Raw genomic sequence first — 3,336 nt, forward strand, 5'->3', positions numbered from 1 at the left:
GGAATTTAATCTTGACGATGACCTACTCTCACATGGGGAAACCCCACACTACCATCGGCGATGCATCGTTTCACTGCTGAGTTCGGGATGGGATCAGGTGGTTCCAATGCTCTATGGTCGTCAAGAAATTCGGGTACTGAGTCGTGGCCTGTTGGCCTCGCTTCAGCAAATTGGGTATGTGATAGTTTTCGGTGTTTTGTAAGAGTCGAACTTTCGGTTCGTTTCGTCTTCACACACCGCAATCTGGTCTCTTTCGAGTTCGCAAATTGCTTGGGTGTTATATGGTCAAGCCTCACGGGCAATTAGTATTGGTTAGCTCAACGCCTCACAGCGCTTACACACCCAACCTATCAACGTCGTAGTCTTCGACGGCCCTTCAGGGGACTCAAGGTCCCAGTGAGATCTCATCTTGAGGCTAGTTTCCCGCTTAGATGCTTTCAGCGGTTATCTATTCCGAACATAGCTACCCGGCAATGCCACTGGCGTGACAACCGGAACACCAGAGGTTCGTCCACTCCGGTCCTCTCGTACTAGGAGCAGCCCCTCTCAAATCTCAAACGTCCACGGCAGATAGGGACCGAACTGTCTCACGACGTTCTAAACCCAGCTCGCGTACCACTTTAAATGGCGAACAGCCATACCCTTGGGACCGGCTTCAGCCCCAGGATGTGATGAGCCGACATCGAGGTGCCAAACACCGCCGTCGATATGAACTCTTGGGCGGTATCAGCCTGTTATCCCCGGAGTACCTTTTATCCGTTGAGCGATGGCCCTTCCATACAGAACCACCGGATCACTAAGACCTACTTTCGTACCTGCTCGACGTGTCTGTCTCGCAGTCAAGCGCGCTTTTGCCTTTATACTCTACGACCGATTTCCGACCGGTCTGAGCGCACCTTCGTACTCCTCCGTTACTCTTTAGGAGGAGACCGCCCCAGTCAAACTACCCACCATACACTGTCCTCGATCCGGATAACGGACCTGAGTTAGAACCTCAAAGTTGCCAGGGTGGTATTTCAAGGTTGGCTCCACGCGAACTGGCGTCCACGCTTCAAAGCCTCCCACCTATCCTACACAAGCAAATTCAAAGTCCAGTGCAAAGCTATAGTAAAGGTTCACGGGGTCTTTCCGTCTAGCCGCGGATACACTGCATCTTCACAGCGATTTCAATTTCACTGAGTCTCGGGTGGAGACAGCGCCGCCATCGTTACGCCATTCGTGCAGGTCGGAACTTACCCGACAAGGAATTTCGCTACCTTAGGACCGTTATAGTTACGGCCGCCGTTTACCGGGGCTTCGATCAAGAGCTTCGCGTTAGCTAACCCCATCAATTAACCTTCCGGCACCGGGCAGGCGTCACACCCTATACGTCCACTTTCGTGTTTGCAGAGTGCTGTGTTTTTAATAAACAGTCGCAGCGGCCTGGTATCTTCGACCGGCATGAGCTTACGGAGCAAGTCCTTCACCCTCACCGGCGCACCTTCTCCCGAAGTTACGGTGCCATTTTGCCTAGTTCCTTCACCCGAGTTCTCTCAAGCGCCTTGGTATTCTCTACCCAACCACCTGTGTCGGTTTGGGGTACGGTTCCTGGTTACCTGAAGCTTAGAAGCTTTTCTTGGAAGCATGGCATCAACCACTTCGTCATCTAAAAGATGACTCGTCATCAGCTCTCGGCCTTAGAATCCCGGATTTACCTAAGATTCCAGCCTACCACCTTAAACTTGGACAACCAACGCCAAGCTGGCCTAGCCTTCTCCGTCCCTCCATCGCAATAACCAGAAGTACAGGAATATTAACCTGTTTTCCATCGACTACGCTTTTCAGCCTCGCCTTAGGGACCGACTAACCCTGCGTCGATTAACGTTGCGCAGGAAACCTTGGTCTTTCGGCGTGGGTGTTTTTCACACCCATTATCGTTACTCATGTCAGCATTCGCACTTCTGATACCTCCAGCAAGCTTCTCAACTCACCTTCACAGGCTTACAGAACGCTCCTCTACCGCATCACTTACGTGATACCCGTAGCTTCGGTGTATGGTTTGAGCCCCGTTACATCTTCCGCGCAGGCCGACTCGACTAGTGAGCTATTACGCTTTCTTTAAAGGGTGGCTGCTTCTAAGCCAACCTCCTAGCTGTCTAAGCCTTCCCACATCGTTTCCCACTTAACCATAACTTTGGGACCTTAGCTGACGGTCTGGGTTGTTTCCCTTTTCACGACGGACGTTAGCACCCGCCGTGTGTCTCCCATGCTCGGCACTTGTAGGTATTCGGAGTTTGCATCGGTTTGGTAAGTCGGGATGACCCCCTAGCCGAAACAGTGCTCTACCCCCTACAGTGATACATGAGGCGCTACCTAAATAGCTTTCGAGGAGAACCAGCTATCTCCGAGCTTGATTAGCCTTTCACTCCGATCCACAGGTCATCCGCTAACTTTTCAACGGTAGTCGGTTCGGTCCTCCAGTTAGTGTTACCCAACCTTCAACCTGCCCATGGATAGATCGCCCGGTTTCGGGTCTATTCCCAGCGACTAGACGCCCTATTAAGACTCGCTTTCGCTACGCCTCCCCTATTCGGTTAAGCTCGCCACTGAAAATAAGTCGCTGACCCATTATACAAAAGGTACGCAGTCACCTAACAAAGTAGGCTCCCACTGCTTGTACGCATACGGTTTCAGGATCTATTTCACTCCCCTCTCCGGGGTTCTTTTCGCCTTTCCCTCACGGTACTAGTTCACTATCGGTCAGTCAGTAGTATTTAGCCTTGGAGGATGGTCCCCCCATATTCAGACAAAGTTTCTCGTGCTCCGTCCTACTCGATTTCATGACTAAGAGATTTTCGCGTACAGGGCTATCACCCACTATGGCCGCACTTTCCAGAGCGTTCCGCTAATCTCAAAGCCACTTAAGGGCTAGTCCCCGTTCGCTCGCCACTACTAAGGGAATCTCGGTTGATTTCTTTTCCTCAGGGTACTTAGATGTTTCAGTTCCCCTGGTTCGCCCCTTACACCTATGTATTCAGTGTAAGGTAACCATCTTATGATGGCTGGGTTCCCCCATTCAGACATCTCCGGATCAAAGTCTGTTTGCCGACTCCCCGAAGCTTTTCGCAGGCTACCACGTCTTTCATCGCCTCTGACTGCCAAGGCATCCACCGTATGCGCTTCTTCACTTGACCATATAACCCCAAGCAATCTGGTTATACTGTGAAGACGACATTCGCCGAAAATTCGAATTTCTCAATTAAGAGAACTCACAAATTTTACCTTAGCCTGATCCGTTACCAGTGAAAGTAACGTTCAGTCTATCTTTCTATCACATACCCAAATTTTTAAAGAACG

Annotated in this window: 2 rRNA genes; both read right to left on the reverse strand. The window is 50.9% G+C overall.

Going from position 1 to position 3,336, the window contains the following annotated elements:
• Positions 1-9 precede the first annotated feature (9 nt).
• Positions 10-125, reverse strand: a 5S ribosomal RNA gene (gene rrf / locus TU80_RS30915).
• A 156-nt stretch (positions 126-281) separates the two neighbouring features.
• Positions 282-3,173: ribosomal RNA gene (locus TU80_RS30920) — 23S ribosomal RNA — on the reverse strand.
• Positions 3,174-3,336: the final 163 nt, after the last annotated feature.

The organism is Pseudomonas veronii (genome assembly GCF_001439695.1).
Classification (GTDB): domain Bacteria; phylum Pseudomonadota; class Gammaproteobacteria; order Pseudomonadales; family Pseudomonadaceae; genus Aquipseudomonas; species Aquipseudomonas veronii.